The sequence below is a fragment of the Microbacterium sp. AISO3 genome, assembly GCF_002204305.1.
In the GTDB taxonomy this organism is placed as follows: domain Bacteria; phylum Actinomycetota; class Actinomycetes; order Actinomycetales; family Microbacteriaceae; genus Microbacterium; species Microbacterium arborescens.
On record NZ_NHRF01000003.1, the window covers coordinates 25,996 to 50,038 of the forward strand.

The following is a 24,043-nucleotide window of genomic DNA, read 5'->3' on the forward strand; positions in this document are numbered from 1 at the left end:
CCTGAACGAACCCGACCATCGCCGGAGAACCCCTTCCGGCCTCGCGTCACGAGAGCGTCAGGCGGGCCCGTGGCTCCTCGGGCGGCACAGCGGCCAGGAGCCGCCGGGTGTACTCGTCCGACGGCTCGGCGAAGATGCGCCGGGCAGGGGCCGACTCGACGACCTTGCCGTCCCGCAGCACGACCACGTCGTGACTCATCTGCTGCACGATCGCGAGGTCGTGGGCGATGAAGAGGTACGTCAGTCCCAGCTCGCTCTGCAGGTCGCGCAAAAGGTCGAGCACGTGCGCCTGCACAGACACGTCGAGCGACGCCGTCGCCTCGTCGAGGATCATCAGCTCCGGTTCGAGGGCGAGGGCGCGAGCGATCGAGATGCGCTGACGCTGCCCGCCCGACAGCTCGTGCGGGAACCGGGTAGCGAACGCCGCGGGAAGACCGACCATGTCGAGCAGTTCTGCGGTGCGCCGCTCTCGCGCGGCGGCGGTCGGCCCGCCGAGCCGGTGCACGGTGAGCGGCTCGATGATGGCGTCGCCGACGCTCCGCCGAGGGTCGAGCGAGGCGAACGGGTCTTGGAAGACCATGGAGATCCGCCGGCGGTCGCGCCGCCCGGAGCGCAGAACGTCGCGTCCGGCGAGCGTCGCGGTGCCCGAGTCGGGTCGCACGAGACCCGTCAGCGCATTCGCGATCGTCGATTTGCCCGACCCCGACTCGCCCACGAGAGCCGTCGTGCAGCCGCGCCGCACCGAGAACGACACCCCGTCGACGGCGTGGATGGTACGGCGTCCGGTGGGAGTCGGAATCGTGAACGACACATCGAGATCCGTCACCTCGAGAAGGGACTCGGATGCCGCGGGCTCGGGCGGACCGGCATCGGCCACGATCCGCGGCCGCGCGCGGAGCAGCTCGCGCGTGTAGTCGTCTTCAGGGGCGGCGTAGACGTCTTCGACGGGTCGGTGCTCGCGGGTCCGTCCCTCGCGCAGCACGAGGACGTCGTCGGCCACTTGCCCGATGACGCCGAGGTCGTGGCTGATCCACACCACGGCGGTACCGCGCTCGTTCTGGAGCTCGCGCACGAGGTCGATGATCTGGGCCTGTGTGGTGACGTCGAGGGCGGTCGTCGGCTCGTCGGCGATCAGGAGCGCCGGATCGCAGGCGAGCGCGATGGCGATCATCGCGCGCTGACGCTGCCCACCGGAGAACTGGTGCGGGTAGGCGTCGACACGCTCGTCGGGTCGGGGCAGGCCGACGGCGTCGAGCAGGTCGATCGCACGCGTGCGCGCCGCGCGGCGGGACAGACGGCGATGGGTCTCGAGCGACTCGGTGATCTGCCGACCCACGGTCAGGAACGGGTTGAGCGACGTCGACGGGTCCTGGAAGACGAAACCGACGCGGTCGCCGTGCACGCTGCGCAGCGTGCGCTCGGATGCGCCCACCAGCTCCACGCCCGCGGCATCGATGCTGCCGTCATCGTTCCGGCGGCGCAGCACGCTCGATCCGCTGACGCGGGCCCCCGGGGCGTCGATGAGTCCGGTCGCCGCCAGCACCGACATCGTCTTGCCCGACCCCGACTCGCCCACGATGCCGAGCGTCTGGCCGGCGATGACGTCGAAGCCGAGGCCGTGAACGATCTCCTTCGTTCCGATGGCCACGCGCAGATCGCGCACCGAGAGCACCGGGTGAGCAGCGGCGGTCATCGCGCCCTCCTCGCTTCGATCAGGGTCCGCTGACGCGGATCGAGGATGTCGCGCAGGCCGTCGCCCACGAGGTTGAAGGCGAGCGCCGTGACGAAGATCGCGGCCCCCGGGAAGACGCTCATCCACCAGGCCTGGCCGAGGAAGCCCTGCGCGGTGAACAGCATCCCTCCCCACGATGGCGCCGGAGGCTGCACCCCGAGCCCGAGGAACGACAGCGCCGCCTCGGAGAGGATCGCGAAGGCGAGCGACAGCGACGTCTGAACGACGACGGGACCGGCGATGTTGGGAAGCACATGGCGGGTGAGGATCCACCACCCGGGCGTCCCCATCGTCTGCGACACCTGGACGAACGCAGAGGTGCGCACCGACAGCGCGCTGGCTCGGGCCACCCGCGCGAAGATCGGGGTGTAGACGATGCCGATCGCGATCGTCGTCGTCACCTGGCCCGGCTGGAAGATCGCGACGATCGCGAGCGCGAGCAGCAGCACCGGGAACGCGAACATCACGTCGACGACCCGCATGAGGGCAGCATCCACCCACCCGCCGCGGTAACCCGCGACGGCGCCTATCGCGAGGCCGAGGACGAGGGCGAACAGCACGGCGACCACCGCGATCGTGAGCGAGGTCGACCCCGCCACGAGCACGCGCGAGAGGACGTCGCGACCGAGTTCATCGGTGCCGAACCAGTGGTCGGGGCCGGGGGGCTGCAACGCGCGCGAGACGTCGATGTCGTTGATGCCGAAGGGGGCGATCCAGCCCGACAGCACCGAGAGCAGCACGATGGCGAACAGGCCGGCACCACTGACCACCGTCGTCGGGTTGGACAGCAACAGACGCCAGGCGGGCGTGCGGCCGCGGTCGGCGACGGCGGGTGCCGTGGCGGGCTCGGGGGTGGCGGAGGCATCGATGGTCATGAGACTCGGATCCTCGGGTCGGCGATCGCGTAGAGCACGTCCACGATGAGGTTGACGCCGATGAACATCACAGCCACCAGCAGGACGGCTCCCTGGATGAGCGGATAGTCGCGGGCAGCCACGGCTTCGAAGACGAGACGTCCGAGACCCGGCCAGGCGAAGACGACTTCGACCACGACGACTCCGCCGAGGATCGTCGCGAGCTGGATACCGGCGATCGTCAGAACCGGCACCAGGGCTCCGCGCACGATATGCCGGAATGTCACGACCCGGCGCGGAAGCCCCTTCGACACCGCGGTGCGGACATACCCTGCCGACGCCACGTCGATGACGGCCGCTCGGATGTAGCGGGTCATGATCGCCCCCGCGACCAGGCCGACGGTGAGCCCCGGCAGGAACACCTGTCGCAGCCATCCGCCGGGATCCGTTCCGAAGGCGACGTAGCCGCTCGCCGGCAGCCAGCCGAGCGTCACGGAGAACAGCGAGATGAGCAGCATCCCGAGCCAGAAGTCCGGGATCGAGACGCCGAATTGACTGGTGAGCCGCACGATGACATCACTCACGCGTCCTTCGCGCAGCGCCGAGTGGATTCCCGCGGGGACGGCCAGGACGAGGGCGATGACGAGACCCACCAGAGCCAGCGAGACCGTCGCGGGCAGGCGGTCGAGCAGCGTTACGGTCACCGGCTGCCCGTTGCGGAAGCTCACCCCGAGGTCACCCGTGACGGCGCTGCCGAGGTAGCCGAAGAACTGTTCCCACAGGGGGCGATCGAGGCCGGATGCCGCGCGCAGGGCCTCGTAGGCCTCGGGCGTGTACCGCGTGCCGAGGGCCAGGCGCACCGGGTCGCCCGGCACGAGCTGGATGAGGGCGAAGACGACGACGGCGACCCCGAGCAGCACGAGCGCCGACGAGAGCAGGCGCACGCCGAGGAACCGGGCGATACGCGCGGGGCTGATTCTCATGAGGCCTCCTCTCGGACGGACCGTGCTGCTCGAGGTCGTCACCTCAGTCGCCGATCGATGCGTCGTCGAACCGGATGGCGCGGTCGGCACGCGTCTCGTAGCCCGAGACCTGCGGCGACCACACCTGGATGACCGACGGGTTGTAGAGGTAGATGTAGCTGGCCTCGTCGGCGATGATCGTCGCGGCCTGGGCGTAGAGGCCCTTGCGCGCGTCCTGGTCGACCTCGACGCGAGCGGCGTCGAGCAGTCCATCGACCTCGCTGTTGGAGTACTTCTGCGCGTTGCTGGCCCCGTCGGTGTGGTGCTGCGAATAGTAGAAGTCGTCGGGGTCGATGTTGCCGAGCCAGCCCATCATGAGCATGTCGAAGTTTCCGGAGTTCTGCTCGTCGAGCCAGGTAGAGAAGTCGGGCTGGCGGATCTGCACGTCGATGCCGAACGGCTCGAGGTTCGCGGCGATGATCTGCGCGGCCGTGACGGTCTCGGGATAGTCCGACGTCGCGAGCAGGTCGAGCGTTCCGCCGGTGAAGCCGGCCTCGTCGAGCAGCCCGCGAGCGGTGTCGAGGTCGGTCGAGTACTGGTCGTAGGAGGTGTACCAGACGCTCTGCTCGGGGATCGCGAGCTGGTTCTGCGCGGCGGTTCCGTAGCTGACCGCCTGGACGATCGCGTCCCGGTCGATCGCATACGCGATCGCCTGCCGCACCCGCACGTCGCTCCACGGTCCCCGCGCTTCATTCAGGGCCAGGTACCAGTAGTCGCTCGAGGGGGTGAGGCCGAGCTGCACGGCGTCGTCGCCCTGCAGGTCGGAGACCTGCTGCGTCGGCACGACATCGGTCCATTGGATGTCTCCGGCGCGAAGTGCGGCGAGAGCCGTGGCCGGCTCCGAGATGAAGCGGAACTCGACACCGCCGAGCTCGGGTGCACCACCCCAGTAGTCCTCGTTGGCGGCGAGTTCGATGCGGTCGCCGGCCGTGTAGCTCGCGACCGAGAAAGGCCCGGTGCCGATCGGCGCGGTGGTGATGTCGCCCGACTCGACGTTCTCCTTCTTCACGATCGCCATGCCCTTGAAGCCGCCGAGGTTGCTCAGCAGGTTCGGCGTGGGCTGCGAGACGGTGATGACGACGGTGTCGTCGTCGGGAGCGGTGACGTCGGTGACCGCGCTGAACTTCCACGCGTTGGCGAGTTCTTCGTCGATGATGCGGTCGTAGGAGTAGACGACATCCGCACTCGTGAAGTCGGAGCCGTCGTGGAAGGAGACGCCGTCGCGCAGATCGAAGGTCCATGTCAGCTGGTCGTCGCTGACTTCCCAGCTCTCGGCGAGGGCGGGCTGCATCTCGAGATTCTCGTCGGGGGCGACGAGTGTGTCGAAGACGTTCTCGAGCACCTCGAACGCGAAGTACGAGCTCGTGCGATGGGGGTCGAGTTGGTCGGGTTCACCGCCGATGGCCGCGACGAGGACGTCGCCTTCGACGCCGGCGGCGCCGTCGATATCGACGCCTTCGCCCGCGGAGCAACCGGCCAGGGTGAGCGCCGCGACGAGGGTCACGGCGCCGAATGCGGTGCGCTTGTTCATGGTCTGCCTATCGGGTCATCGGTCGGGGCATCATCGCTGGTGCATCATTTTGATGATGATTCGATCAGTATGTGCCACCATGAGGGAGGGCGACAAGCGCACGCCCAACTCGAAACAGAATCTTCACAATCGCCCCGCGAGAGGAATCGCATGACCTTCACCGTCCTGGCACGCGATGGTCGTACGGACCTGATCGGCGCTGCCACGGCGAGCAAGTCGCTCGCCGTGGGCAACGCCGTCATCGATGTGCGGCGGGGTGTCGGCGCGGCGGCGAGCCAGGCATGGACCAATCGGGCGCTGCGGGGCCGACTTCTCGACGCGGTCGCGTCGGGATCCGCAGCGGATGCCGTCGCACTCATCCCCCGCTGGGACGACGAGCCGGCACTGCGCCAGGCCGCCGTTCTGCCGGCGGCGGGCGCGGGGGCAGCGCACACGGGTGCGGACACGTCGCCGTGGAGCGGCCACCTCGTCGAGAGTGACCTGATCGTCGCCGGCAACCTGCTGACGGGCGAAGACGTGCTCGGCGCCATGCGAGACGCATGGCTGGCTGGCGACGAAGACCCGACAATCACGCCCGCCCCCGATGCAGCCGCTTTCGCTGCGCGCCTCGTCGCCGTCCTCGCGGCGGGTGAAGCGCAGGGCGGCGATCGCAGGGGACGCCAGAGCGCCGCGGTCATGGTGACGTCGTCGGGTGTCGCCGGCGACGCGTGGGTCGACCTCCGGGTCGACGACCACGACGACCCGCTCGCGGAACTCCACCGGCTCGTGGAGCTGCGCGCGAGCGATCTGCGCCTGGATCTCAGCGCTCGAAAGGCGTGACGGCGCCGAGCACGACCGTGACGTCGTCGTGGCCGTTGGCCCACCAGTGCGCCTCGGAGCAGCCGTAGGTCACCGTGTCGCCGGTTTCGAGCCGCACGCGACGCTCGCCCTGCGCGACGATGAGCACCCCGCGCTCGACCGTGACGGTCTCGGTGCCGATGTGGCGGAACGGACGGCTTTCATTGCTGAATCCGACCGGTAGGGTCGACCGGATCAGCTGGAGCATCGATTCGCCCCGCGGCGTCAGCAGCTCGCGGACCGACTGCTGATCGGCGGGGATATCGGCAATCGGCGGCATCCGGTGCCCCTGGCCGGCGGCCACGACGGCGAGCTCGCCCGCCGGCTCGTCGAGCAACTGGCCGACCGGCACACCGAGGGCACCCGCGAGTCGATGGATCGACTGGAGCGACGGATTGCCCATTCCGCGCTCGAGCTGGCTGACGAGCCCGAAGCTCACTCCCGCCTTCTCCGCGAGGGCGTGCACGCTCAGCCCGAGGCGCTTACGCGAGTCACGGACGGTCGCGCCGAGAGCGCGCACCGCTTGGGCTTCGTCGGTCTCGGGAGGGCGCGTCACGCCTGTCACCCTACCGGCGACGACACCATGCGCCGGGGTGCATCACGACGACAGGGCGCCCGACCGTGTGGTCGGGCGCCCTGTCGAGAGGGGTCTGCTGATCAGCTGGCGGCAGCGAGGTTCTTCGCGACGTGCGCGTGCACGGCCTTCAGCCACGAGAGCAGGAACTCTGACGTCGACTCGTTGGTGACGGTGCCGTCGTCGTCGATCAGCCCCTCGGTGAGCTGCAGGTAGCCCTCGGGCTGCGAGAGCTCGGGCGACGCGAGGAACGAGAGAATCGAGCGCAGGTGCTGCTGCGCGACGGCGGTGCCCACCGCGCCGATGGAGATGCCGATGACAGCGGACGGCTTGCCGGCGAAGCTGTTGTCGCCCCACGGACGGCTCGCGGTGTCGAGAGCGTTCTTCAGGACGCCGGGCACCGAGCGGTTGTACTCGGGGGTGACGATGATGACGCCGTCGGCCTTCTCGACCGCAGCCTTGAACTCGGCAGCCTCGGCGGGAATCGACGCGTCGTTGTCAGCCGAGTAGAAGGGCAGCGGTGCGATCGGGATCTCGGTGAGCTCGAGCCCGGCCTGCGGGGCCAGCTTGGTGAGCGCCTTCGCCAGACGACGGTTGATCGAGGTCGACGAGATGCTGCCGACGATGACGCCGACGTTGTAGGTGGTCATGGACGAAACCTCCCGGGGGATCGATTCAGTTGCATGCATTCTACGCCCCCTCGCCGACCGGCTCGCGACGCGCACGGCTGCCGCCGTACGCGCCCGGATCCGTCAGAGCGAGAACGGCACGACGAGCGCAGCCCAGGCGAGGAACGGCCCGATCAGCACGATGACCCCGGAGTACCGCAGAATCCGCTGGTAGAACGCGGGCGGGTCGACGTTCTGGGCGTTCGCGAGGACGAGCGCGCCATTGGTCGAGAACGGTGAGACGTCGACGACCTTCGCGGCGATCGCGACCGCAGAGATCGCCATCCCGCCGGCGACGGGGCTGTCCTGGATGAGCGGCAGGAGCATCGGGATCGAGATCGCGATGACCGCCGTCGACGAGGCGAACGCCGAGACGACACCGGCCATGACGCAGAGCACGAGCACCCCGATGAGGGGCGAACCGAGGCTGCCGATGCCGTTCGCGACCCACTCGATCGCGCCGGCTTCTTCGACGATGCTGATGTAGGTGATCATGCCGGCGACGAGGAGGATGGTCGACCAGCTGATGCCCTCGACCGCCGCGGTGAGGTGCTTCTTCTCGATGAAGGCGATCAGGGTGCCGGCGACGAGCGCGAGGATGCCGATGTCGAGGTGGAACACCATGGCCCCGACGGCCAGCCCCAGCAGGGCGAGCAGCGTCAGAACCTGAGCCGGCGTCGTCCGCACGCGAGGGGTCTGGAGGGTCTGCGTGAGAGTGAGGACCGAGCCCTGCTCGGCGCCGCCGACGGAGATGTTCCCCGTTGCGGGCACACGGGGTCCGGGCACCGCGCCGCCATCACCGGTGCTGCTGTCCGCAGCGCCCGGGTACGCTCCCCCGCGAAGCCGGTTCTTCCACGAGAAGAACAGCTGCGTCAGGATCGCGATCAGCGTCGAGTAGACGAACGCCGTCACGAACAGCACCATGGGCGAGAAGCCCGGGGTGTCGCCCACCATGCCGCTGACGAGCAGGCCGAGCACCGAGATCGGCGAGAGCGAACCCGCCAGCGCCCCGTACACGACGGTCATTCCCACCGGCAGCGGGTCGAGGCCGTGCTTGGCGGCGAAGCTGAGCGCGACGGGGGCGACGAGGGCGACGGCGGCCGGCGGGAACGTGCCCATGGCCGTGAGGATCGCGGCGACCCCGAACAGCACCCACGGCACCAGCGCCGTCCGGCCCCGCACGAGGCGGACGCCGCGGTCGACGATGAGGTCGACGGTGCCGTTGAGCTTCGCGACGGCGAACAGATAGGTGACGCCGACGATCGTGAGGAAGAGGTCGGCGGGGAAGCCCGCGAGCATCTGCTTCTCGTCGAGGCCGAGCACGAGCGTTCCGACGAGGAAGGTGCCGATGAATCCGAGGATGCCGATGTTGATCGGCCGCACGGTGGCGATGATGACCATCGCGAACAACGCGAGTATCGAGATGAGTTCTGGTGACATCGTTGTCTCCCAACGGGGGTTGGCGGCAGCCGGCTGCGCCTCGGCGAGGCCGGCCGCCTATCTGATCATCGGACGAGGAGGGCTTCCTCGACCAGTCCCGATGCTTGATCGGGCAGCTGCTCCAGCGGCAGGGTGACGGAGGCATCCGCCAGCCGCCGCGCCGAGCGGGTGATGCCGACCGCGGGCAGGGCGCCGTGTCGGCCGATGCGGGTGCTGACGACACCCGACGGCGTGCGAAGCGAGGTGACGTCGGCGGCGCCTCGCGCGGCCATCCTCGACACGACGGTGCCGGGAGTCGCCGCCGCCAGCGTCAGCGCGACGCTGCCGGTGATCGCAATGGCCGGGTGCGCCCTACCCATCGACATCATCGTGACCCCGAAGTCGTGATCGTCCGCGCTGCGGGGCGACACCAGCGCGACCTTGGGCACCGCTTTCAGCGCGGCGACGGCGGTCGCCGCGAGCCCCATGCGGACGGCGCCTTCGCGACGGATGCCGTCGATGCGGGCGAGCAGCTCGGGTCGCGCATCGATCTCGGCGGGCGTCTCGAGGCCGGTCAGGCCCAGCGCCGTCGCCTCGGCGATGACGACGGGCGCGCCGCCGTCGATCAGGGTCACCGGAACACCGTCGATCTCTTCCAGCGCGACGCCGGAAGGAAGCAGCCGTCCCGTGGTCCGGCCGGCCGGGTCGACGAACCAGAGCACGACCTCGAGGCCCGCGAACGGGACGCCGACGATGTGCGTGTCGCCCGACTCGTCGAACATGCCTCCGGGCGTCGGCACCTCGGCGACGATCAGCTGACCCGTGTTCGTGTTGAGGATGCGCACGGACGTCCGGTCGCCCTGCGGCTGGAGCCACCCCGCGTGGAGAGCGAAGGGCGCGACGGCGGCCGAGCAGTTGCCGCAGTTGCTCGACCAGTCGACCCGGCCATCGGCGAGACCGATCTGAGCGAAGGTGTAATCGATGTCGGCGTCGTCTCGCCGGCTCGGTGCCAGGATCACGGCCTTGCTGGTGGTCGAGGTGCCACCGCCGAGGCCGTCGATCTGCCGTTCGTCGGGGCTGCCGTACAGGCGCAGCAGGATGTCGTCGACGGGTGCGCCGACACGCTCCAGCTCGTCGCGGCGGAACACCCAGCACTTGCTGGTCCCGCCCCGCATGAGTGTCGCCGGAATCTCCAACATGGCCGCCTCCTGAGGTGTCGGCATCCATGCTCGTCTGCAGCTTCGTGCAGCAAAATGACCGATCACTTCACGCCCGTGAAGTGATCCTTCATACTGCTGGCGCGGAGAATCCCGGCATTCACGCGAGCGGTCCGGCCAGAAGTGTCGCCCGGGTCAGCCGTGATCGTGAAGCATCGCTTCATCCGCTTTCAGCGTGCGAGCTCTCGCCTGTACGGTGGAGGCGGAAAGCGAGGCCCCCATGCTCGATGTGCGACGACTGGCTGTCCTGGTGACGATCCTCGATCACGGGTCGCTGACCGCAGCGGCGAAGACGCTCGGGTACTCACCCTCGGCGCTCTCGCAACAGCTGCAGCGGCTCGAGCAAGAGGTCGGCCAGCCGCTGGTGCGGCGCCAGCCGCGCGGCGTCACGGCCACCGAGGCGGGCGCGCTGCTCGCCGGGCACGCCCGGTACATCCTGCGCCGGCTGCGGGCAGCGGAGTCCGAGCTGGGCGAGCTCGCAGGTCTGCGGCGCGGCCGCATCGCAGTCGGCACGTTCCCGACGATCGGCACTACGCTCATGCCGGTCGCGATCAGCCGCTTCCGGCGCGACTACCCCGATGTGCGCCTCGACGTGCACAGCGCCCGGTTCGACGAACTCGTCGCCGCTCTGCAGGAGAACACGATCGGCCTTTCGCTGCTGTGGGACTACGAGTGGAACCGCATCGACGAGCCCGACCTCTCGATCACTCCTCTGTTCGAAGACCCCACGGTGCTGGTGGTCTCGCAGGACCACCGCCTCGGGCGCACGCGTCACGCGACGATGTCGATGCTTCGGCACGAGGAGTGGATCGTCCGAAAGCGCGACCACCCGGTGGCCGAGGTCCTGGAGCGCAGCTGCCGGGCCGCCGGATTCAGCCCGACCATCGCGTTCGAGGCCAACGACTACCAGGAAGCCCTCGCGATGGTGAGCGTCGGCCTCGGCGTCGCCCTCGCTCCGCGCACGGCGGTGCAGTCCGCACGGCCGGACGTCCGTATCGTCGGCCTCGGCCAGGACGCACCCTCGCGGCGCGTCGTCGTCGCGCATCGCAGCGACCGCGTCCGCCCGCCCGGGGAGCGCGCGATGCACCAGATCCTCGTCGACGTCGCCCGGGAGCAGCTCGTCGCCGGCTGACCGCCCCCCATATGCGAAAACCGGCATCCTGATGGATGCCGGTTTCTCGTTTCGGTGGACCTGAGGGGATTCGAACCCCTGACCTCTTCATTGCGAACGAAGCGCGCTACCAACTGCGCCACAGGCCCGGAACTCCCCCACACTATCACGCAGTCGGGGCTGGTCCGTGCGCGCACAATGGAAGGATGCTCCACCCCGCGGCATCCTTGATTCGCAACGTCCGTGTCGCCGACGCCTCCGCCGTCGACATCCGCATCGCCGACGGCCTGATCACCTCGGTCGAGCCCGCCACGCCGCAGGCGCTTTCTGCTGCCACGGGTGGCACCGGTCTCGAGATCGACGGACGCGGAATGCTCGCGCTGCCTGGTCTCGTCAACACTCACGCTCACGTCGACAAGTCGTGGTGGGGCCTGCCCTGGCAGTCGTACGGCGGCGAGGGCGGCACCGACGGCCGCATCCGCCACGAGCGCGCCCGTCGCGACGAACTGGGAATCCCGAGCGTCGCGACGACGGCACACGTTCTCGAGCAGTTCGTCCGTCACGGTACGACCGCCATCCGCACGCACGTCGATGTCGACCTCGGCGTCGCCCAGCGCGGCATCGAGGCCGTGCGCGAAGCGGTCGCCGCGTACGACGGAGCGCTTCAGGTTCAGATCGTGGCCTTTCCCCAGGACGGCGTGCTGCGCCGCCCCGGCGTCATCGACCTGCTCGACGAGGCGGCCGCCGCCGGCGCGGACTTCATCGGAGGCCTCGACCCCGCGACGATCGATCGCGACCCGGTCGGCCAGCTCGACGCGCTCTTCCGCGTCGCCGCCGACCGCGGCGTCGGGATCGACCTGCACCTGCACGACCCCGCCGAGCTCGGCGCGTTCCAGATCGAGCTGATCATCGAGCGCACCGAGCGTTTCGGTCTCGCCGGACGCGTCAACATCGCGCACGGATTCGCGCTCGCGCAGGTCGGCGCGACGCACCGGCGCGACCTGCTCCAGGCGATGGCCGCGCTCGACATCACGATGACGACGGTCGCGCCCCTGCGCCTCCCCCAGCTGCCGCTTCACGAACTGGACGCCGCGGGCGTGCGCTTCGGCTTCGGCACCGACGGCATCCGCGACCTGTGGAGCCCCTACGGCACCGGCGACCTGCTCGGCATCGCCTGGCAGTACGCCCGCGCCTCGAGCCTCGTCCGCAACGACGACCTGCGCCGTGTGGTCGACATCGCGACGGGCGGCTCGGCCCCCTTCGCGGGACTGCCGGTCGGCCGGATCGAAGCGGGCTCGCGCGCCGACATCATCCTCGTCGACGCGGAGAACCCGATGGACGCGCTCGTGCGCACACCCGAGCGCGAGATCGTCGTGGGGAACGGGCGCGTGCTGTTCCAGCGCTGAGTCGGGCGTCAGCCGGCCGCGCGCTGCGCGAGCAGACGCCGGACGTGATCCTCGATCTGCGCGTCGTCGACCTGACCGGTCGGCACGAATGCGGGGGTGGGTGCCTTGGCGGCCCGGCTGGCGTCGAGGGATGCCGGCGCGCGGCGCGCGGCCTCGCGCTGGATCGCCTCACCGACCGCGGCCTGGCGCAGCGCTTCACGCGCGTCGACCTCGTCGAGCACGGCCGCGGCGCGCGAACCGGCGGAAGCAGTGAGCGGGCGGGGCAGCTCGCGCGGCGTCCAGGTGGCACGCGCGTCGGCGAACTCGAACTCGGGCACGACGGCCGACTCCGGCTCGACACGAGCGGTGACAGTCGGGGCGACGACGGCGGAGCGGGCGGCGCGTCGAGCTACCGCAGCCATGCGGTTGAGCACGACCGTGGCCACGAGCAGAGTCGCGAGGCCCGAGACCAGCAGCGCGGCCGATCCGGACGAGGTCAACATCCATCCGCCGGCGCCGGTCGCGCCAGCGGCCAGCAGAGCGACGATCGTCGTCGCGAGGCGGAGCCGACGGCGGACACGAGCCCGGTGCTCGGGCGACGTCATGCGCGCGGTGCGCGCGGCGCGCACCTCACGGCGCGCTTCGATGAGCTGGCGGCGCTCGCTTTCGAGTCGCAGCTGCTCCTTCTCGTGCTGCACCTGGCGGGCGAGCTTCTGCTGCGCCAGCGCGGTGCGCGTCGAAAGCTCGACCCGCACCTCTTCGGGCGCCTCAGCGGTCTCTGCGAGCACGCGCAGCGCCTGGTTCAGGCGGACGGCGTTGCGTTCGGCGGCGTCGTAGCGGTAACGACTGTGCCAGGACGGAAGCAGATAGACCATCCACAACGCGACCGCGACGAGGACGATCACGCCGCCGCCGAGAACCTGCCCACCCATGGGGACAACCGTACGTGGCATCCTCCGTGGTGACACTTCAGACACACCCGTGTCTGAAGTTCTTGTTCAACTTTAAGGTTCGAGACCCGCCGCGCGGCGGTCCGCGAGCGGGACGGTGGCCGCGTCGGGAGGCACAGCGCCCTCGAGCCAACGCCCGAGGACACCACGAGGCACCTCCTCTGCGACGAGCGCGAAGGCGAAATGGTCGCGCCAGTCGCCGTCGATGTGGATGTAGCGGCGGCGCAGTCCCTCGTAGCGGAATCCGAGCTTCTCGACGACGCGCAGACTCGCCCGGTTCTCGGGACGGATGCAGATCTCCATGCGGTGCAGCCGCAGCTCCTCGAAGCAGAGGTCCGTCGCGAGGGCGACGGCGGTCGGCGTGATGCTCTTGCCGGCGAACCGCTCGCTCACCCAGTAACCGATCGTCGCTGACGACAGCGAACCGCGCGCGATGCCCCAGACGTTCAGCTGACCGGCGATCTGGCCCTCATGCTCCATGACGAACGGCACTCCGCTGCCGTCGCGGTACTGCTGCAGCAGACGCCGGATGCCGAGCCGCATGTCGAACGACACGGGGCCATCGGGGCTCGTCGCCTCCCATCGCTGCAGCCACGAACGGTTCGCCAGCAGCTCGGACTGCAGGGTGCGGGCGTCGCGCGGCCTGATCAGCCGTATGGCCACCGGTCCGTGGTGGCGGGGTGCGGTGGCCTCCACGCGCGTTCCCGTTCTCGTGTCAGAGGGTCCCGACGAAGTCCTTCAGCCACGGCCGCAGCTCAGGACCGAGGTCATCGCGATCGGAGGCGAGCTGAACGATCGCCTTGATGTAGTCGAGCCGGTCGCCCGTGTCGTAGCGGCGTCCGCGGAAGACGACGCCGAGCACGCCCTCGGTCGTCGCGAGCTCCTGCAGCGCATCCGTCAGCTGGATCTCGCCACCCTTGCCCGGCTCGGTCCGCTCGAGGATCTCGTACACGTTGGGCTTGAGGACGTAACGACCGATGATCGCGTAGTTGGAGGGTGCGTCCTCCTTCTTCGGCTTCTCCACGAGCCCCGTGACCTTGACGACATCCGGGTCGTCGGTCGGCTCGACCGCCGCGGCGCCGTAGAGGTGGATCTGGTCGGGGTCGACCTCCATGAGGGCGACGACCGTCAGACCCGAGCGCTCCTGCTCGGCGAGCATCTTCGGCAGCAGCGGGTCGCGCTCGTCGATCAGGTCGTCGCCGAGCATGACGGCGAACGTCGCGTCCCCGACGTGGGCGCGGGAACGCAGCACCGCGTGCCCCAGACCCTTCGGCTCGCCCTGACGGACGAAGTGGATGTCGGCGAGGTCGGACGACTCCTGCACCTTGCGCAGCTTGACGTCATCGCCCTTGCGCGTGAGGTTGTGCTCGAGCTCGGGGACGGAGTCGAAGTGGTTCGACAGGTTGTTCTTATTGCGCCCGATGATGATCAGGACGTCATCGATGCCTGCCTGGGTCGCCTCTTCGACGACGTACTGGATCGCCGGCTTGTCGACGACGGGCAGCATCTCCTTCGGCATGGCCTTCGTGGCGGGAAGGAAACGGGTGCCGAGGCCTGCGGCGGGGATGACCGCCTTGATGCGCTGCTGAGACATGGGACCACCATATCGATCAGGTGCCGCAGACGAGCCCTAACGCGCACAGCCTTTACAATCGGGGGCATGTCCGACGCGATCGACAACGCAAAGCGCGCGCTGCGGGCGGACCTCCGCGAACGCCGGTACGGGATGTCGGATGCCGCGCGCGAGTCGGCCGCCGACGGCATCCGCGAGCAGCTTCGCGAGCTGGTGTCCAGAACGGGCGCCCGCTCGATCTCGTGCTACCTCTCGGCGCCGACCGAGCCGGGCACCCGCGCCTTCATCGACGAAGCCGTCGCGGCGGGAGTCCGGGTGCTCCTGCCGATCAGCCGCAACGACGGCCTGCTCGACTGGGTCGTCGCCGAACCGGGGGCCGCCGTCGCTGACGGCCTCTTCGGAGTGCCCGAGCCGATCGGCGAAGTGCTCAGCCCCATCGCCGTCGGCGACGTCGATCTGCTCGTCATCCCCGCCGCTGCGGTCGACGCCGCAGGCATGCGCCTCGGCTGGGGCCGCGGGTACTTCGACAAGACCCTCGGTTCGATGGAGAACCGCCCGCCGGTGTACGCCGTGCTCTTCGACTCCGAACTCGTCGACGAGGTGCCGCGCGACCTGCACGATCAGCCGGTCACCGGCGTCGTCACTCCCACCAGAACCGTCGTCCTCGCTCCCGAGGCGCACTGAACACCGAGGAACCATGCCCACCTACGCCTATGCCTGCAAGTCGTGCGGGCACCGCTTCGACGCGGTCCAGTCCTTCGCCGAGCCTGCTCTCACGGTCTGCCCCGAGTGCTCGGGCGAGCTCCGCAAGCAGTACGGGTCGATCGGCGTGACCTTCAACGGCGGCGGCTTCTACCGCACCGACTCGCGCGCGAGCGGGTCAGGATCGGGCGCAGCGTCGAGCACGTCAACCGGTGGCGGTGACTCGTCGTCTTCGGCATCATCGAAGTCCGAGGCGAAGTCCTCCCCCGCCGCGGCGGGTTCCTGACACCCCGGCGCGTCCGGACAGAGAGGAGAGCCATGATCAAGGGCTTCCGCGATTTCATCATGCGCGGCAACGTCATCGACCTGGCCGTCGCCGTGGTCATCGGCGGCGCGTTCACCGCCGTCGTCAACGCGATCGTGTCGAGCATCATCAACCCGCTCGTCGAGCTGTTCTACCAGCCCAACGAGGAGGGTATCGCCGGTCCGACGCTGACCGGAATCTACGGTCAGCCGGTCCCGTTCCCCCTGGGGGGACTCATCACGGCGATCATCAGCTTCTTCGCCGTCGCTCTCGTCGTGTACTTCGTGTTCGTCGTGCCGATGAACAAGTGGAAGGAGCGCCAGGCCGCCAAGGCCGGCGTCGTCGAAGAGACGGCGAAGCTCCCGACCGAGCAGGAGCTGCTCATCCAGATCCGCGACCTGCTGGAGAAGAACAACGCCGCGAGCTCCACGTCGCCCGCACCCGCGGCGGCTACCGACGCCCCGCTGCGCCGTTCGCAGAACACTCCCCCGGCAGCGCCTTCCGCCTGACGGAGTCAGTAGTGCGGCGGAACCTCGTTCCGCATCCGCGCATCGTTCGGACCGGATGCCCCGGCCGCGCCCTGGGCGCCGGCCGGGGCATCCGTCGTCTCATCGGCCGGTGTCGGCTCGGCCGTGGTACCCGGAGCTGCGGTCAATCGGGCGCGACGGCGACCGACGCGCTCCACCCGTTGCCGATCAGTCGATGACATCGAGCGGCTCGGTGCTCGCATCCGCCGTCGGCGCCTCGGGCTCGACGCCCAGGATCGCCGCGACCCGTGCGGCCACACCGGCGGGATCGCTGTAGAGATCGAACGAGTGCACGCGGATGTAGTGCCATCCCAGCCGCCGCAGGATCTGCGGCCGCAACCGCAGCGACTCGCGGAGCGACTGTCCGATCGTCTCGGGGTCGCCCTCGACAACGACCGCTTTGCCGTCGCGCTGCGCGACCAGCGGAAGCAGCCCGCGGTATGCGACATCGACCGCGACGCCGAGGCGGCGGAGGTTCTGCGCGAGAGCGAGCGTCAGGGGGTCGGCGAGGTCTTCGAGGCGGGCCTCGCGGGCGCGGGCTGCGATGCCCCCGAGGATCGACATGAGCGTTGCGGCGCCGTTCTCGAGGCGTCCGTCGTCGAACGCGGACGGCCGGATCGACGACACGATGACCATGGAGCGACGGGCGCGCGTCATGCCGACGGTGAGCAGACGCTCGCCGTCCGGTCCGGAGAGCACGCCGAAGTCGCTCAGGACGCGCCCGTGGCGGGTGAGGCCGTACCCGAGGGAGAACACGACGCGGTCGCGGCTCTCGGCCACAGACTCCTCGAGCCCGAGGACGGCGAAGGGCTCAGCCGTCTCGCGACCGACGAACTCGGCGACATCCGATCGTCCGGCGAAAGCAGCCTCGACGGCGGCGCGGATGCGGAGGGCGTGTTTCGTCGACGCGGTGACGACCATCAGCGACTCGTTCGGGCGGTTGACGGCGTGCTCGACGACGAGCGTCACGACGCGGGCGACCTCGGCGTCGGGGCTCTCCACCGCACCGGAGTCGGGGTCGGGCGCGCCGACACCGCCTTCGACGTAGTCGACGCTGAGGCTGCCTCGTCCGAGGTACGAGCCGGCCCAGGGGAACGAGACGATCTCGCCGCCGTAGAAAGCCTCGTTGACGAGCTCCGCGAGGTCTTCGCCTCCCGCGCGGTAGCTGCGCGTCAGAGTCTCGACCGGGACGATCTCGGCGAGCCGCTCGAAGACGCTGCGCTCTTCGGGGTCGACGAGGGGCTCGTCGGAGGGATCGCGGTCAGCGGCGATCTCGAACGGCGTCGGTCGCTGCGTCACCGGATCGCCGAACGCGACGACCTGCCGCCCGCGGCGGAGCGCAGCGGCGGATTCGGCGACGCTGAGGGCGCCGGCATCCGCCAGGATCACGACGTCGTAGGCGGGACGGGCGGGCAGCGTCGCGACCTCGTAGGGCGATGCGATCCACACCGGCGCGAGGGTCCGAAGCAGCTTGGGAGCGACCGCGAGCAGCTCGGCGGCCGAGGCGGTGCCCTCGCGCAGCGCCGACTTCAGCGCCGCGGTCTCGTCGGCCTCGTCGACGATCGCGATCTTCCATCGCGTCGCGAGTTCGGCCGCGAGCTGCTGCCCCGCCGATGCCGCGTGAGCCTCGTCGACGAGGCGGAAGTCGCGTTCGAGCCGGTCGACGACGCTGGTGTTCGCGCCGAGCAGCGCACGGTCGCTGCGGAGCATGGCCTCGAGGGCGGACTGCCACCACGCGAACTCGAACTCCGACGCGACGCGTTCCTCGGGCACATGCCGCACGGAGAGCTCGGTCAGCAGACCCTCGAGGCCCAGTGCGGCGAGCTCGCCGCGCAAAGTGGCGCGCTCGACGAGGTTGTCGAACACATCGGAGTCGGCGGCGAGTCCGGCGAGGATCCGCACGAGCTCGGGGATCGGCGTCGCGAGCAGGTCGTGTCCGGGGCCGAGAACGCGAGAGAGCTCACCGAGATCGGCATCGACGCGCTGCCACGAGGTCGCGACGGCATCGAGGCCCGCGGGGATCTCGGGCACGACGCCCGCCTCGGCGAGGCGCTGCCACTGCTCGCGCTGCTTCTGCACTCGCACGAGGGCGTCGTGCATGTCGGTGACGTGCATCCCGGGACGCACGTACTCCTTGGACAGGCGGCGCAGACGGCGACGCGTGGCGCCGTTCATCTCCGGGGTGTCGCGGCGGGTCGAGTGCGCCTCGATGAGGTCGCCCAGCGGACGCTCGAAGACGGTCAGGCTGAAGCGGTCGAGCGAGGCGCGGATGCCCTGCAGCAGACGGATGTACGCGCCGAGCTCGGCGAGCGTCGTGAACGGCCGCATCCGGGTCTGTCCGATGAGCTCATACCCGCGCTCGAGGATCTCCGGGATCTCGGTGCGGTGCAGCCGACCCGCCAGGGCGTGCGCGGCGCGTGCCTGCTCGGTCGTCTCGAACGCGACGCCGTACCAGGGCGAGTCGTCGGGACCGAAGCGGAACTCCCCCAGCCGCGCAGCGGTCGCGAGCGAAGCGGCGGCTTCAGCGCGTCGTGTCGAGAGGCGCTGGAGGGTCGCGGAATCGAACCGGGTGGCAGCCGAGGGCTGCGGAGACTCGGCGGCGATCGTCGTCAGCTTCTGCAGCACCTCGAGCGGCGAGACGCCGAGCATCGGATGCCGCTGCGTCAGCGAGACGCGATAGTCGCGCAGCACCGTGCGCAGGCGCACCAGCGCGTCGTCGATCTCACCCATCTTGGGGTGCTGCGCCTTCTCGTTCCGGGCGATCGCGCGAATGAGGTCGCGGTGGACGCCGCGAGGCGAGACGGCGAGCCCGGGCAGCCCGATGCCGGCGAGGCGGTGGCGGACGCCCTCCAGAGTGGAACGGCGGGCGCTGACCACGAGGACGCGCTTGCCTCGCCTGACCAGCTCGCCGACGGCGTTGATGATCGTCTGCGTGCCCCCCGTGCCGGGGAGCGTGTGGACGACGAGCGACTGCCCCGCGACGATGCGGTCGAGGACGCCTTCCTGCTCGGCGTCGGCGTCGAGCAGCAGGCGGTCGGATGCGGGCGGGCGGTCGTCCGAGGGAACGGCGTCGGGCACCGGGTACCGCGTCGCGATGAGAGCGCGGTCGTCCTCGTGGCCCGCGAGCGCATTGAGCACGGGCACGTCGAGGTCGGCGGCGTCGCGTTCCGCGCGGGCGGCGACATCGGCGAACGTCGAGACGATCAGGCGCGGCTGCACGGTGAACGTGTCGACATGCGCCGTCAGGGCGCGGAGGTGGTCGATGACGGGCTGCGGCTTGAAGACGCCGCCGTCGTACGCGAGCGCGGCCAGCCCGCGCCGGTCGAGGTCGATGCCGAAATGCGTGCGGGCGATCTCGACGAGCTCGGGGTTGACCGAGAAGGAGCCGTGGAGCTTGAGATCGAAGTCGCCGTGATGACGGCGGATGGCGAGCGGTCGCAGGAGGACGGGCGCGTTGTAGGTGAGTCCCCCGGCACGCCACGAGGCGAACCCGACGCCGAGATGGACCGTGTCGAGGCCGCGCGTCGTGCGGAGCTCGACGTCTTTCGCGGTGATGCGCCCGGCCGCGAGCCGTGCCGTGCGCAGTCCGACCTCGTCGCGGAACAGGTTCGACAGCAGCGTCGACCGGCCCGTGATGAACTGCGGCAGACTGCCGGGATGCGCCTTGGTGATGTCGATGCCGACGTCGTCGGAGGCGATGTAGTGCAGCAGCGTCGACCGGCCGCCGAGCTGAGCCGCCTGCACGCGGATGCGCTCGCGCTCCGGGTCGGCGACGTGCGCGACGGCGACGTCCTCTTCGGCGACGTCGAGCTGCGCCGGGGTCACCGATTCGACCCGAACCTCGTCGGCTGCGTCCGGACGGACGGCTCCTCGATCTCCTCGCCACACAGCACACACCCTAAGCGGCGCGACCGCATCCGACACTCAGGCGCCGCCGAGTTTCGCGCTATTGCCGACACGCCGGAGGATCGGCGTTTCCTCCCCAGCCTTCCCGCCGGCGATCTCCTCCCCCGGTTCGCTGACCCCGCCCGTCGTGCGCGAGGCCGCCCGAGATGATGGAGCAATGATCGACGCAGCTTTCGCGGTGCACGCCACGCCGATCGGCGACGCCCTCCTCGTGGTGACCGGAACCGGCCTGGTGCACCTCGACATCCTCGGCCGCCCCGCCGACATTGCCCTCGTCGACCTCGCTCCCGCCCTCGGAGCGTTGCCGGTGCACGATCCCGGCGCGACCGCCGATGCCGCGGCAGAGCTCGACGCCTACTTCGCGGGACGGTTGCAGCGCTTCCAGACCCCGATCGACTGGCTGCTCGCGCCGACCGGATTCGCCGGCGAGGCGCTGCGCGCCGTCTGCGACGTCCCGTACGGCGAGGTCGCGACGTACGGCGAGATCGCGATCGCCGCCGGCTCGCCGCGTGCGCACCGCGCCGTCGGATCGGCCTGTGCGCGGACACCGATCTCGATCGTCGTGCCCGCCCACCGCGTGGTCCGCAGCGACGGAGCGATCGGCGAGTACGGCGGCCACCCCGAACGCAAGCGCTTCCTGCTCGACCTCGAGAGCGGTGCAGGCTCCGGCCGCGTGTAGGCCGCGCCGGAACGACGACGGCCCCGGGCAGCGCACGCCCGGGGCCGTCGTTCGATCGGCGGTGTCACTCCCTCTAGTGGTCGACCGCCTTCTCGGCGCCGTGGCCGGTGAGGGATCGCACGTCCATCTCGGCGGCCTTGACCGGGTCCTCCTGGCGGCGCTCGGTGACCGAGCCGAGCCAGCCGAGGAAGAAGCCCAGCGGGATCGAGACGATGCCCGGGTTGTTCAGAGGCCAGATCGCCGTGCCGACGTTCTTGAACACGCTCGTCTCGGTACCCCAGAACACCGGCGACAGGACGATGAGGATGATGGCTGCCGCCAAGCCGCCGTACATGCTCCACACCGCGCCGCGCGTGGTGAACCTCCGCCAGAACAGCGAGTAGATGATCGTCGGCAGGTTCGCCGACGCAGCGACCGCGAACGCCAGGGCGACGAGGAAGGCGACGTTCTGTCCCTGCACGCCGATACCGCCGACGATCGCGAGGATGCCGATCACGATCACCGTGCGACGGGCGACCTTGACCTCGCCGTCCGGCGGCACATCGCCCTTCTTGACGACGTTCGCATAGATGTCGTGCGCGAACGAGGCCGCCGCGGTGATGGTGAGACCGGCCACGACCGCGAGGATCGTCGCGAACGCCACCGCCGAGATGAAGCCGAGCAGCAGGGGGCCGCCCAGCTCGAGGGCCAGCAGCGGGGCCGCGGAGTTGACGCCGCCGGGCGCCGATGCGATGCGCTCGGGGCCCACGAGCGCACCCGCGCCGTAGCCCAGGACGAGAGTGAGGAGATAGAACAGACCGATCAGCCAGATCGCCCACACGACCGAGCGCCGGGCCTCCTTCGCCGTCGGCACCGTGTAGAAGCGCATGAGCACGTGCGGCAGGCCCGCGGTTCCGAGGACGAGCGCCACGGCGAGCGAGATGAAGTCCCACGGGTTGGCGCCGTACTGCAGGCCGGGTCCGAGGATCGCCTCGCCCTTCGGCGACGCGGCGACCGCGCTCTCGAGCAGGGTGTTGAGGTTGAACCCGTTGATCGCGAGCACCCAGATCGTCATCACGAGCGCGCCGCCGATGAGGAGGAACGCCTTGACGATCTGCACCCAGGTGGTGCCCTTCATGCCGCCGATCAGCACGTAGACGATCATCAGCACACCGACGACGGCGACCACGATCGACTGCCCGACCTGCTCGGTGATGCCCAGCAGCAGCGAGACGAGCCCGCCGGCACCTGCCATCTGCGCGAGCAGATAGAAGAAGCACACGGCGAGCGTCGTGATGGCGGCCGCCATGCGCACCGGCGTCTGCTTCAGCCGGAACGACAGGACGTCGGCCATCGTGAACTTGCCGGTGTTGCGCATCAGCTCGGCGACGAGCAGCAGGGCGACGAGCCAGGCCACGAGGAATCCGATGGAGTACAGGAAGCCGTCGTAGCCGTTGATCGCGATCGCGCCGCAGATGCCGAGGAAGGATGCCGCCGACAGATAGTCGCCCGCGATCGCGAAGCCGTTCTGCGGACCGGTGAACGAACGGCCCGCGGCGTAGTAGTCCGCGGCGGTCTTGTTGTTGCGGCTGGCGCGGATGACGATGAACAGCGTCACGGCGACGAACGCACCGAAGATCGAGATGTTCAGCACCGGATTGTTGTCGACCGTCTCGCCCGCCGCGACGACGGCCGCTCCGACGCCGTGCACCGCTTCCCAGAATCCGTTCACGAACCCGCCTCCTGCCGTTCGAGGTCATGCCGGATCGACGCCGAGATCGGGTCGAGCTTGTGATTGGCGTACCAGACGTAGCCCATGGTGATCGCGAACGTCGTGACGAACTGGCCGAGTCCGAACAGCAGACCGACGGTGATGTCACCCCAGACGCGCTGGGCCATGAAGTCGGTCGCGAACGACGACAGCAGCACGTAGACGAAGTACCAAACGAGGAAGACGATCGTGAGGGGCCACACGAAGCTGCGGTGTTTGCGCTTGAGTTCCTGGAACGGCGCCGACTCTTCGACGGCGACGTAATCCACTGCGCCGGGCGGCGGCGAGTGGGTGGGCGATGCGGACATGTGGCCTCCTTGCCTCATGGTGAGCAGCTCTCCAGCGGTCGTCGTCGTCGAGCGACCGCGATGGTAGGGTCGACGCTACGAAAGGCGGCAACGAGGCCGTCACCCCCGGAAGTAGGTAGTGCGTGACGGCACTGGCGGCACCCGAGAACGACGCGCAGCTGGTCTCCCGCGCGGTGGACGACCTCGCACGCAGCACACGCTTTCCCGTCGTCTTCGGCGGCCTCGAGAGCCAGGGCTCGGTTCACGTCACCGCGATCGCCGGAGCGCGGTCGCATTCGATCGACGACCTGGTGGTGAGGATCGGCCGCGGACTGGGCGGCGCCGCGATGGTCGAGAAGCGCCCGCGCCTCGCCCTCGACTATCGCACCGCGCGCACCATCACCCACGACTACGACCGGGCGATCCTCGGCGAGGGGATCTCCACGCTCTTCGCCGTCCCGATCGTGACCGATGGCCGAGCCCGCGGGGTGCTGTACTGCGGTTCGTGGTCGCAGGCTCCCGTCGGAGACCTCGTCGCACGGCCGGCGTTCCGCGCGGCGGACGCGATCAGCACCGAGCTGCGCATCCGCGACGAGGTGCAGCGACGGCTCGCCCTGGCCCCGACGCCCGAAGCGGCGACGGGCCTGTCCGCCGCGGCTCGTGAAGACCTCCGCGAGAGCTTCGCCGAGCTGCGCAGCATCGCGGCGACCGTCGACGACGCCGACCTGCGGGCGCGGCTCGCCGCGATCGAACGCCGCCTGACGACGGTCGCGAGCGACGGAACGACCTCGGCGAAGGACGCCGACGTGCAGCTCTCGCCACGCGAGCTCGACGTGCTGGCGTGCTGCGCCCTCGGCTCGACGAACGCCGAGATCGGCGCGGCGCTGAGCCTGAAGGAGGGCACCGTGAAGTCGTACCTTCAGTCCGCCATGGCCAAGCTCGATGCGTCGACGCGGCACGCGGCCGTCACACGCGCTCGACGCCTCGGTCTGCTCCCCTGACCCGCGACGCCCGC

23 protein-coding genes and 1 tRNA gene are annotated in these 24,043 nt (G+C 69.8%); 8 read left to right on the forward strand and 16 right to left on the reverse strand.

All coding sequences use genetic code 11. The features are described 5' to 3' along the window. Nucleotides 1–46: 46 nt before the first annotated feature. Genes CBF90_RS05230 through CBF90_RS05245 form a run of 4 tightly spaced genes read right to left on the reverse strand, consistent with a single transcriptional unit; the run spans nt 47 to nt 5,139 of the window. Nucleotides 47–1,693, reverse strand: coding sequence for an ABC transporter ATP-binding protein (locus CBF90_RS05230; RefSeq protein WP_088380081.1), 1,647 nt, complete (start codon nt 1,691–1,693; stop codon nt 47–49). Further along, complete coding sequence (locus CBF90_RS05235) at nt 1,690–2,607, reverse strand: ABC transporter permease (RefSeq protein ID WP_023954614.1); 918 nt, start codon at nt 2,605–2,607, stop codon at nt 1,690–1,692. The genes CBF90_RS05230 and CBF90_RS05235 overlap by 4 nt, the downstream gene beginning before the upstream one ends. After that, complete coding sequence (locus CBF90_RS05240; protein WP_088380082.1) at nt 2,604–3,569, reverse strand: ABC transporter permease; 966 nt, start codon at nt 3,567–3,569, stop codon at nt 2,604–2,606. Before CBF90_RS05240 ends, CBF90_RS05235 begins: the two co-directional genes overlap by 4 nt. A 43-nt stretch (nt 3,570–3,612) precedes the next feature. Next, the gene (locus tag CBF90_RS05245) at nt 3,613–5,139 is read right to left on the reverse strand and encodes an ABC transporter substrate-binding protein (RefSeq protein ID WP_088380083.1); all 1,527 of its coding nucleotides are present in this window, start codon (nt 5,137–5,139) and stop codon (nt 3,613–3,615) included. Between the two features lie 150 nt (nt 5,140–5,289). Between CBF90_RS05245 and CBF90_RS05250 the strand changes: the two genes are divergently transcribed. Beyond that, nucleotides 5,290–5,958, forward strand: a complete 669-nt coding sequence (locus CBF90_RS05250; RefSeq protein WP_071917962.1) for a DUF1028 domain-containing protein — start codon at nt 5,290–5,292, stop codon at nt 5,956–5,958. Here CBF90_RS05250 and CBF90_RS05255 read toward each other — a convergent pair. From CBF90_RS05255 to CBF90_RS05270, 4 genes are all read right to left on the reverse strand, one after another. Continuing rightward, nucleotides 5,939–6,532 (reverse strand): helix-turn-helix domain-containing protein, encoded by a 594-nt coding sequence (locus CBF90_RS05255; protein ID WP_023954621.1) that lies wholly within the window; start codon nt 6,530–6,532, stop codon nt 5,939–5,941. The two genes, CBF90_RS05250 and CBF90_RS05255, sit on opposite strands and share 20 nt — an antisense overlap. Before the next feature lie 101 nt (nt 6,533–6,633). Next, the gene (locus CBF90_RS05260; RefSeq protein WP_023954623.1) at nt 6,634–7,200 is read right to left on the reverse strand and encodes an NADPH-dependent FMN reductase; all 567 of its coding nucleotides are present in this window, start codon (nt 7,198–7,200) and stop codon (nt 6,634–6,636) included. 102 nt (nt 7,201–7,302) lie between these two features. Further along, nucleotides 7,303–8,658 (reverse strand): SLC13 family permease, encoded by a 1,356-nt coding sequence (locus CBF90_RS05265; protein ID WP_088380084.1) that lies wholly within the window; start codon nt 8,656–8,658, stop codon nt 7,303–7,305. Between the two features lie 65 nt (nt 8,659–8,723). Next, the gene (locus CBF90_RS05270) at nt 8,724–9,836 is read right to left on the reverse strand and encodes a PrpF domain-containing protein (protein ID WP_088380085.1); all 1,113 of its coding nucleotides are present in this window, start codon (nt 9,834–9,836) and stop codon (nt 8,724–8,726) included. A gap of 238 nt (nt 9,837–10,074) precedes the next feature. On the opposite strand from CBF90_RS05270, the gene CBF90_RS05275 reads away from it, so the two are divergent. Then, nucleotides 10,075–10,986, forward strand: a complete 912-nt coding sequence (locus tag CBF90_RS05275; protein ID WP_023954631.1) for a LysR family transcriptional regulator — start codon at nt 10,075–10,077, stop codon at nt 10,984–10,986. 55 nt (nt 10,987–11,041) lie between these two features. Here CBF90_RS05275 and CBF90_RS05280 read toward each other — a convergent pair. Continuing rightward, nucleotides 11,042–11,114 (reverse strand) — tRNA-Ala (locus tag CBF90_RS05280). A gap of 57 nt (nt 11,115–11,171) precedes the next feature. Here CBF90_RS05280 and CBF90_RS05285 point away from each other — a divergent pair. Then, nucleotides 11,172–12,371: an amidohydrolase family protein gene (locus CBF90_RS05285; protein WP_088380086.1), complete on the forward strand. Its 1,200-nt coding sequence runs from the start codon at nt 11,172–11,174 to the stop codon at nt 12,369–12,371. Between the two features lie 8 nt (nt 12,372–12,379). Here CBF90_RS05285 and CBF90_RS05290 read toward each other — a convergent pair whose 3' ends face one another. From CBF90_RS05290 to galU, 3 genes are all read right to left on the reverse strand, one after another. Next, the gene (locus CBF90_RS05290; protein WP_023954635.1) at nt 12,380–13,282 is read right to left on the reverse strand and encodes a hypothetical protein; all 903 of its coding nucleotides are present in this window, start codon (nt 13,280–13,282) and stop codon (nt 12,380–12,382) included. Between the two features lie 72 nt (nt 13,283–13,354). Beyond that, complete coding sequence (locus tag CBF90_RS05295; protein ID WP_023954637.1) at nt 13,355–13,996, reverse strand: GNAT family N-acetyltransferase; 642 nt, start codon at nt 13,994–13,996, stop codon at nt 13,355–13,357. A gap of 19 nt (nt 13,997–14,015) precedes the next feature. Beyond that, nucleotides 14,016–14,894 (reverse strand): UTP--glucose-1-phosphate uridylyltransferase GalU, encoded by an 879-nt coding sequence (gene galU, locus CBF90_RS05300; protein WP_023954639.1) that lies wholly within the window; start codon nt 14,892–14,894, stop codon nt 14,016–14,018. A 66-nt stretch (nt 14,895–14,960) separates the two neighbouring features. Here galU and CBF90_RS05305 point away from each other — a divergent pair, with 66 nt between their 5' ends. From CBF90_RS05305 to mscL, 3 genes are read left to right on the forward strand one after another with little or no spacing between them, the layout of a single operon-like run. Next, nucleotides 14,961–15,557: a 5-formyltetrahydrofolate cyclo-ligase gene (locus CBF90_RS05305; protein ID WP_088380087.1), complete on the forward strand. Its 597-nt coding sequence runs from the start codon at nt 14,961–14,963 to the stop codon at nt 15,555–15,557. A 13-nt stretch (nt 15,558–15,570) separates the two neighbouring features. Next, nucleotides 15,571–15,861 (forward strand): FmdB family zinc ribbon protein, encoded by a 291-nt coding sequence (locus CBF90_RS05310; protein WP_023954643.1) that lies wholly within the window; start codon nt 15,571–15,573, stop codon nt 15,859–15,861. A gap of 32 nt (nt 15,862–15,893) precedes the next feature. After that, on the forward strand, nt 15,894–16,388 hold the full coding sequence (mscL, locus tag CBF90_RS05315) for a large conductance mechanosensitive channel protein MscL (protein ID WP_023954645.1): 495 nt from the start codon (nt 15,894–15,896) through the stop codon (nt 16,386–16,388). A gap of 5 nt (nt 16,389–16,393) precedes the next feature. Here the strand turns inward: mscL and CBF90_RS05320 are convergent, their stop codons facing one another. Then, complete coding sequence (locus CBF90_RS05320; protein ID WP_064954938.1) at nt 16,394–16,588, reverse strand: hypothetical protein; 195 nt, start codon at nt 16,586–16,588, stop codon at nt 16,394–16,396. Beyond that, on the reverse strand, nt 16,575–20,303 hold the full coding sequence (locus tag CBF90_RS05325) for an ATP-binding protein (RefSeq protein ID WP_064954939.1): 3,729 nt from the start codon (nt 20,301–20,303) through the stop codon (nt 16,575–16,577). The genes CBF90_RS05320 and CBF90_RS05325 overlap by 14 nt, the downstream gene beginning before the upstream one ends. Nucleotides 20,304–20,469: 166 nt before the next feature. Here CBF90_RS05325 and CBF90_RS05330 point away from each other — a divergent pair, with 166 nt between their 5' ends. Beyond that, a complete protein-coding gene (locus CBF90_RS05330; RefSeq protein WP_088380088.1) occupies nt 20,470–20,991 on the forward strand; it encodes a methylated-DNA--[protein]-cysteine S-methyltransferase in 522 nt (173 codons plus the stop codon). Between the two features lie 73 nt (nt 20,992–21,064). Here the strand turns inward: CBF90_RS05330 and CBF90_RS05335 are convergent, their stop codons facing one another. After that, nucleotides 21,065–22,681: a cation acetate symporter gene (locus tag CBF90_RS05335; RefSeq protein ID WP_036306006.1), complete on the reverse strand. Its 1,617-nt coding sequence runs from the start codon at nt 22,679–22,681 to the stop codon at nt 21,065–21,067. A 17-nt stretch (nt 22,682–22,698) separates the two neighbouring features. Further along, nucleotides 22,699–23,049, reverse strand: coding sequence for a DUF485 domain-containing protein (locus tag CBF90_RS05340; RefSeq protein ID WP_023954652.1), 351 nt, complete (start codon nt 23,047–23,049; stop codon nt 22,699–22,701). Between the two features lie 122 nt (nt 23,050–23,171). Between CBF90_RS05340 and CBF90_RS05345 the strand changes: the two genes are divergently transcribed. After that, on the forward strand, nt 23,172–24,029 hold the full coding sequence (locus CBF90_RS05345) for a LuxR C-terminal-related transcriptional regulator (protein WP_088380089.1): 858 nt from the start codon (nt 23,172–23,174) through the stop codon (nt 24,027–24,029). Nucleotides 24,030–24,043: the final 14 nt, after the last annotated feature.

Coding starts and splice junctions, on each gene's coding strand:
- CBF90_RS05230 (WP_088380081.1), bottom strand. CDS start 1,693: ATGACCGCCGCTGCTCACCCGGTGCTCTCGGTGCGCGATCTGCGCGTG.
- CBF90_RS05235 (WP_023954614.1), bottom strand. CDS start 2,607: ATGACCATCGATGCCTCCGCCACCCCCGAGCCCGCCACGGCACCCGCC.
- CBF90_RS05240 (WP_088380082.1), bottom strand. CDS start 3,569: ATGAGAATCAGCCCCGCGCGTATCGCCCGGTTCCTCGGCGTGCGCCTG.
- CBF90_RS05245 (WP_088380083.1), bottom strand. CDS start 5,139: ATGAACAAGCGCACCGCATTCGGCGCCGTGACCCTCGTCGCGGCGCTC.
- CBF90_RS05250 (WP_071917962.1), top strand. CDS start 5,290: ATGACCTTCACCGTCCTGGCACGCGATGGTCGTACGGACCTGATCGGC.
- CBF90_RS05260 (WP_023954623.1), bottom strand. CDS start 7,200: ATGACCACCTACAACGTCGGCGTCATCGTCGGCAGCATCTCGTCGACC.
- CBF90_RS05265 (WP_088380084.1), bottom strand. CDS start 8,658: ATGTCACCAGAACTCATCTCGATACTCGCGTTGTTCGCGATGGTCATC.
- CBF90_RS05270 (WP_088380085.1), bottom strand. CDS start 9,836: ATGTTGGAGATTCCGGCGACACTCATGCGGGGCGGGACCAGCAAGTGC.
- CBF90_RS05275 (WP_023954631.1), top strand. CDS start 10,075: ATGCTCGATGTGCGACGACTGGCTGTCCTGGTGACGATCCTCGATCAC.
- CBF90_RS05285 (WP_088380086.1), top strand. CDS start 11,172: ATGCTCCACCCCGCGGCATCCTTGATTCGCAACGTCCGTGTCGCCGAC.
- CBF90_RS05290 (WP_023954635.1), bottom strand. CDS start 13,282: ATGGGTGGGCAGGTTCTCGGCGGCGGCGTGATCGTCCTCGTCGCGGTC.
- galU (WP_023954639.1), bottom strand. CDS start 14,894: ATGTCTCAGCAGCGCATCAAGGCGGTCATCCCCGCCGCAGGCCTCGGC.
- CBF90_RS05305 (WP_088380087.1), top strand. CDS start 14,961: ATGTCCGACGCGATCGACAACGCAAAGCGCGCGCTGCGGGCGGACCTC.
- CBF90_RS05310 (WP_023954643.1), top strand. CDS start 15,571: ATGCCCACCTACGCCTATGCCTGCAAGTCGTGCGGGCACCGCTTCGAC.
- mscL (WP_023954645.1), top strand. CDS start 15,894: ATGATCAAGGGCTTCCGCGATTTCATCATGCGCGGCAACGTCATCGAC.
- CBF90_RS05320 (WP_064954938.1), bottom strand. CDS start 16,588: ATGTCATCGACTGATCGGCAACGGGTGGAGCGCGTCGGTCGCCGTCGC.
- CBF90_RS05330 (WP_088380088.1), top strand. CDS start 20,470: ATGATCGACGCAGCTTTCGCGGTGCACGCCACGCCGATCGGCGACGCC.
- CBF90_RS05340 (WP_023954652.1), bottom strand. CDS start 23,049: ATGTCCGCATCGCCCACCCACTCGCCGCCGCCCGGCGCAGTGGATTAC.